General features: G+C 43.5%; 10 protein-coding genes. 7 read left to right on the top strand and 3 right to left on the bottom strand.

Annotated elements, in window-relative coordinates; genetic code table 11:
• Both AB4653_RS08450 and AB4653_RS08445 read right to left on the bottom strand, forming a co-directional pair.
• The coding region (locus AB4653_RS08450; protein ID WP_372103827.1) for an RNase H family protein at window positions 1–313 on the bottom strand (313 nt) is incomplete at its 3' end.
• 77 nt (window positions 314–390) lie between these two features.
• The gene (locus AB4653_RS08445; RefSeq protein ID WP_029223194.1) at window positions 391–576 is read right to left on the bottom strand and encodes an AlpA family transcriptional regulator; all 186 of its coding nucleotides are present in this window, start codon (window positions 574–576) and stop codon (window positions 391–393) included.
• A 148-nt stretch (window positions 577–724) separates the two neighbouring features.
• Between AB4653_RS08445 and radC the strand changes: the two genes are divergently transcribed.
• The 7 genes from radC (at window position 725) to AB4653_RS08410 (ending at window position 5,345) form a co-directional block, all read left to right on the top strand.
• Window positions 725–1,195, top strand: coding sequence for a DNA repair protein RadC (gene radC / locus AB4653_RS08440; RefSeq protein WP_017104402.1), 471 nt, complete (start codon window positions 725–727; stop codon window positions 1,193–1,195).
• Window positions 1,192–1,620: a DUF2787 domain-containing protein gene (locus AB4653_RS08435; protein ID WP_017104403.1), complete on the top strand. Its 429-nt coding sequence runs from the start codon at window positions 1,192–1,194 to the stop codon at window positions 1,618–1,620. The genes radC and AB4653_RS08435 overlap by 4 nt, the downstream gene beginning before the upstream one ends.
• A 49-nt stretch (window positions 1,621–1,669) precedes the next feature.
• Window positions 1,670–2,110 (top strand): DUF2787 domain-containing protein, encoded by a 441-nt coding sequence (locus AB4653_RS08430; RefSeq protein ID WP_004734954.1) that lies wholly within the window; start codon window positions 1,670–1,672, stop codon window positions 2,108–2,110.
• A 176-nt stretch (window positions 2,111–2,286) separates the two neighbouring features.
• The gene (locus AB4653_RS08425; protein ID WP_017104404.1) at window positions 2,287–2,538 is read left to right on the top strand and encodes a hypothetical protein; all 252 of its coding nucleotides are present in this window, start codon (window positions 2,287–2,289) and stop codon (window positions 2,536–2,538) included.
• Between the two features lie 148 nt (window positions 2,539–2,686).
• Complete coding sequence (locus tag AB4653_RS08420; protein WP_004734952.1) at window positions 2,687–3,022, top strand: hypothetical protein; 336 nt, start codon at window positions 2,687–2,689, stop codon at window positions 3,020–3,022.
• A 107-nt stretch (window positions 3,023–3,129) separates the two neighbouring features.
• A complete protein-coding gene (locus AB4653_RS08415; protein WP_017104405.1) occupies window positions 3,130–3,816 on the top strand; it encodes a hypothetical protein in 687 nt (228 codons plus the stop codon).
• A 56-nt stretch (window positions 3,817–3,872) separates the two neighbouring features.
• Window positions 3,873–5,345 (top strand): hypothetical protein, encoded by a 1,473-nt coding sequence (locus AB4653_RS08410; protein ID WP_017104406.1) that lies wholly within the window; start codon window positions 3,873–3,875, stop codon window positions 5,343–5,345.
• Window positions 5,346–5,384: 39 nt separating this feature from the next.
• Here the strand turns inward: AB4653_RS08410 and AB4653_RS08405 are convergent.
• A partial coding sequence (locus tag AB4653_RS08405) for an inovirus Gp2 family protein (protein WP_372103824.1) occupies window positions 5,385–5,892 on the bottom strand: 508 nt, incomplete at its 5' end.

Below are 5,892 nucleotides of genomic sequence, written 5' to 3'. Positions count from 1 at the left end.
TAGCTACTGGCTTCTTATCAGATTTTCGCCACCCCTTTGCTTTCCAGTTATCTAACCATTCATTGAACCCTTTCACACAATATTCACTACTCGAATACAGGCAGTCTCCATCTCTGGCATAAGCTATAGCTTCTATCAATGCGATAAGCTCTAACTCAGCACTATCGGCAATCTCACCGACTAATAGATTATTTTCGTCAACTAACTGCCCATCGTAGTTATAAACACTGATACCAATCCCACCTTGTAGGTTTGATGTATTGTCTTTCGAAGTCGCGATAGCAATGTAGATTGCACAGTTTTCTTCATTCATAATTTTGTTCCTCTTTTTAAGTTTTGGCCCACCATTTTGGTAAAGCCTTAATTTTTTGTCGTAGCGTTGATTCAGTCTTAATGGCTTGGTCTTTGAGCCAAGCGCATTTCCATCCAGTTATTCACCTCTTCTTCTACCCAAGCGACCGCCCTATCTCCCAAGCTTACCGATACAGGAAAATTACCTTCGTCCATTTTTCTGTATATCGCCGAGCGACTTAATGCGGTTTTCTCAATCACTTCTTTTAGCTTTAAAAATCTCATGGGACGTTCTCCTATGCCTGTGGTCCTCATGGGATAAGGAGATAGTGTTAAAAAAAATGAGGCTGGCTCGGCTTACTCTGATTCAAACCTTTTTGAGGTATATGTCATTAAAGTGAATGACCTAAAGCCTGATTAAAGGAGAACCAAAATGAGAACACTTTCACCACCACTACTCTCGCAGCAAGAGCATGAACATCGTGTTCTAGAAAAAGCCGCTGAGATACTAGAAGATCGTTATGTACGAGGCGATGTATTTACCAATCCACAAGCTACCCGAGACTATTTGCGATTTAAGATAGGCGGCAGTGAACGCGAAGTGTTCGCCGTCATGTTGCTAGATAACCAACACCGATTAATTGAGTTTGAGGAGTTGTTTCAAGGGACTATTGATGCGGCAAGCGTCTATCCAAGGGAGGTAGTAAAGACTGCTCTTAAAGCCAATGCGGCGGCGGTTATCTTTGCTCACAACCATCCATCAGGCGATCCTGAGCCGTCCCAAGCAGACAGGCGCATCACGACGAGATTGCAAGATGCTTTAGCGCTCATTGATGTTCGAGTTCTGGATCATATTGTTGTTGGGGAACAATGCACGTCGTTTGCGGAAAGGGGCTGGTTATGATTGAGAAACACTATGGTGACATCACCCTCAATAGCAAACTCCACCAGCAGTTAGAGCAAACCATCGCTCGCTACTCGATCCCTAAAGACACGACACGCATTGCACTCAACTGCCGAAATACAAGCTACTACAAAACAAAGGAAGGGGTCGCCCCTGTAGAGATTCAGTTAAAGCGGGAGAATTCACGCTCTCATTGGAATTTGGTTTTTGTGGCCAATTTCACTTATCAAGATGAAACCACCGACTCGCTCGATGTGTATCTCTATTTCCACCTACTTAATCACTGGTGCTATCAACCAGATGCGGGGGCAGCGAGCCTGAGCCATCCAATCACAACAAAAGTGTTCCAAGCCTGGATGTGCGCTTTCCATGAGCATTTAACTCAGCATGTCTTCGATGACATACAACTCACTCAAGTCCGCTAAGGCTAACCAATCACCACACTCTTTCATCTAAATTCAAGGAGGCATCAATATGTCTACTCTGCTCTTTCACCCATCAAGTTTACCTGTGTCTGACAAACTTCACGCACTGTTAAACAACCATTTTCAACAACAATTAACCCAGTGTGAGTCAATAGCCCAAAGTACTTACCTGACGTTCAACTTTCGAGATAGTTCATACAGCTCAGAAGCTGGTGGATTTCACCCTGTTGAAATCGCGATGACACAGATCTCCAGTGGTCTATGGAATGTCGAATACATCACTGATTTTGCTTACGTTGGGAATGTGTATCCAGAATTGGCGCGATGTCTAGACTTTGATTTTCGAGACCAAGCGTTCTTTACAGAGTTCGGGGGATGGAGCCCAATCAAGGGCAACTATTCCGCTGTAGAGATGTTCGAGCTTTGGCAGGATAACTTCTTAAACTACATCGATATGGAAGCGTTTGACTCTATATCTATCACTTCGTAATGAGAGAACAACCCGTCCGGGTCTATGTCACGATACAAAGGCACCGGACCACTACAGCCATCAAAAGTCGTGCTTCGGAGAGAGCTAACCCTATATGTAGCAAGGCCTGAATGACTTTTCATCATTGACTCCCACCCCACGACTTATCACTACATTACCGATAAGTGATACCAATCATGCCCAATATCTCCCCATTAAAAGAGCAGCTCACAAAAGCGCTCATCAGAGTCGCTCTCGCGAGTTGTCATTACCTTAATGAACAGTATCAGCACTTTAAAAAGGAGGTAGAGCAAAGCTCAGATCACGAACTGTTTGAATTCGTTCAACGCCTTTCTTCGGCTCACCTAAAACGGCTCTTAGCCACTATTGAGTTGATGAATAGAGGTTACCTACTAAGTGAAATTCTAGAAGCAGCAAAGGATAAATAATGGCCTTTCCCGAGGTCATTTAAATTCAAATATACAGCCCATTTCACATAATCATTATCCGCCATTTGAGTGAGACGTTATTTGTCTCACCCATCCTTATTCTAATGCCATCAGTGATGGTTCATAGACACCCAACTAAGGATTCACAATGACCACAAGTAATGTACTGCATCATACCAATGATGAAGAGCTCATCGCTTTAATCCAACGAAAAGAGTCGTTCACCTTAACTCGGGTAAAAAACTTCTCTCAGACGGTGAAAAAGATTGAGCGGCTTATAGAGGCTCAAAATCTATCATGTCGAATATACACAGCAGGTCGCTCTACAACGATGGCTGCCACCTTGGCTTCCGGCCCCGCTGTCATTTTTGGCCTAGCTTCAGCAGCCGCAATATCGGCGCATAATTTAGCCACAAGAAACCCAGACTATGAAATAGCTAAATACCCTTTCGCAGACAAACTCGTCATTAACTACAAGAAGTAATCGTATCAGGCTGTGTGGCCACCAGCCGATCCCTAATCAACTTGATTCTTAAACTCATCACTCAAAAGTGTTGAGGCGATTGATCACGTTTCAATTTTGGTGGTCCCATGCCCTCTAAACCCAACAAGCAACGCATCGAACATATTGAGTTGGTGTTTGAAGTTTACTCTCTCATCCCTACTCAACGAAAGATCACGGCGAACGAAGTTCATCAACGACTAACAAATACGGGCATTGAACGCTCTAAACGCACTGTACAACGCTGCTTGAACATCTTGACGACTTATCTAGATGTGGAAAAAGACGATAGAAGCCTCCCTTATAGCTACCATCGACGAGCTCATTCTCAATATGCTATTGGCCCTAGCGAGTCTCTACTTATTGAACTCGCTTTTGAGAGCTTAAGATCGATGCTTCCTGAAAGTTGTCGTTCAAGTGTTAAGGACTGTTTTGCTCCGTTACTGTCAGCGAATCATCACCAAACCTCACGTACTCATGTTCGGCATAAACGGCTTGGTAACAAAGATGATTATAACGAGGCTCTTTTTGACAAACTTTGTCTATCCATCTATCACCAACGCGAAGCTCGGCTCCATCTACGTAACGAACAAGTGCTTCAATACGTTTGTCCACTTGGGTTGGTATTAGAGAATGATTGCCTTCAATTGATCTACCAATTCAAAAAGCGTATTTGCTCAGCCCCACTCAACCAAATTCAAGACATCCACGTCAGTACGTTCGAGTTCACCTACCCTGAAGGGTTTTTACTATCTGAGGCCATTACCTCTAAATAAAACTCAACACTCAAGATCAAGACCAACATGTTCAACTAACCACACAAGGAAGGATTATGAAAAATACAATGTTATTGAGGACAACTCTTGTCAGCTCTATCGCTTTAGCTCTGACAGCGTGCGGAGGGGGTGGCGGTACTAATCCAGGTACTCCGTCTGCTCAAATCGCAGGTGTGGCTATCGATGGCTATGTCGAGGGTGCTACTGCGTTCCTAGATTACAACTTCAATGGTGTACAAGACGATAATGAACCTAGCTCTACCACAGATCAGAACGGTCGTTTCGATTTTGCTATTGAAGAAGATGACTTAATTTGTAAAGAGTACTCACCAATTATCGTCAATGTGCCTACTGGTGCATACGATAGCGATTATGGGTTAGTTAATAAACCTTATAGCTTAACCTTTCCGCCCTCATTCTCATCTGACAACGTAGGCGAAGATGTATTTGCTACTACTCCATTCACTACAGTGATTTGGTCAGCTGTTGAAACAGACCTATTACAAAGTGGCGTAAGCAACTGTAAAGAGTTGGCTGCGAATACTGAAGCGCAAAACAAAGTTGTACGTCTAGTCGCCGAGAAGGAATACGAGTTGGGTAACCGCTACAACATTCCTGCTAACGAGCTATACGCAGACTTCATCGCTTCTGGTAACACCGAGCAGCATCAACTAGCCCAGCTTCTAACCAGCGGTCTAGCAAAAGGCTATGCTGAAACTTCAGCTCTAGTCGATGCGAACCCTAACGCTTGGAAAGCTACAGTTGAGTACTACGTTGAGAAAGACGACGCAGGGAATTTCACTAAGTGGTATCGTGAAGAACGCGTGTTTGATGCCGACACACATTCTCTACGTGTATTTGAAGTTTCTGTTGACTTAGAAACTGTAGGCCGCCTCATCGTTTACCGTAACAAAATCAAAGCCGAAGAAGGCGCAGTGCAAAAATACACTGATGACCTAATCGACTACCTACCAGAAATCAGCAAATACGGTTGTGGTTTAACTAATGATTACGTACAGAACTCAAAAAACTACGGCAACGACACTGTTACATTCTCTGTATCCGCTTCTGTTCTAGTTGACGACCATACTGCATGTGCAGATACACTCGTGTACTCTTCTAGCGTACCTTACGCTAACGTCATTCGTGAATTGAAAGACGGCAATGTGTTACTACAAGCTGGTATGTGGGGTTTTGACTTTGGTGACGATGCTGTTATCAATGACCTAATCAACGATGGTTTGTACTCTAACATCACAGACCCAACAGTGCTGGACCAGTTCTCAACTTGGAACTACTCACTGGACTCAACTGAATCTTACGATGCATCACGTTGGACACGTACATCAGTTGTAAGTACAGCTGAGAAAAATGTCATCACAGACGTGAATAGCAAAGGTATCTGGATTGTACGTACCACTTACCCTAACGGCACTCACCAAACGCAGTGTGGTGACTCTCTAGATACTTTAGTGGACGTGGCTCATATGGGGGGGTGTGAAGAACTGCCCATAGTGCCTGCTAACTAATCATAACGAGTCGAGAGGGGATGTATCCCCTCTCTTTTTTTATTTTATTGAGCAACCAAAATTTCTGTTTCCAGTACCAAATTGCTTGGTGCGTACTTTGGCAAAGTAACTGAGACGACGAAATAGCTCGTCAAGAACAGAAGAAGACCTAAGGCTATTTACATCGATGTGGTATACACAATTGTCAGGAAAGTGCACTAAACGACCACCATCATCAAGATCAGTATCTAATGCCCGACACCATGCCGTTTTAATTTTGTGAGATAGGTTGTTTCGGTTAGAGAATGACCCCAGGCTGTTATATACATCCTTGTTAAACAGCAGAACAAGGTGATAGTGATGATGTAACGCTTTATCTTTTTCCTTCACCCATACATATCTTAATCGACATTTCCGTTTCGGTTTCCCTGCTCTTTCTTTCCTTCTTAAATCAGCCTGTATTTGCGCATCCAACGAAGCAATGAAGTTTTTCATCAAATTTGATTCTTCCATCACCATTAAAAGCGGTAATCGCAAATCAACTCTTACCGCCATCGTTCTAGGATGA

It is taken from the genome of Vibrio sp. 10N.222.48.A3 (genome assembly GCF_041475345.1).
Lineage (GTDB): Bacteria > Pseudomonadota > Gammaproteobacteria > Enterobacterales > Vibrionaceae > Vibrio > Vibrio tasmaniensis_A.
This window is presented reverse-complemented; position numbering and strand designations above follow the sequence as displayed.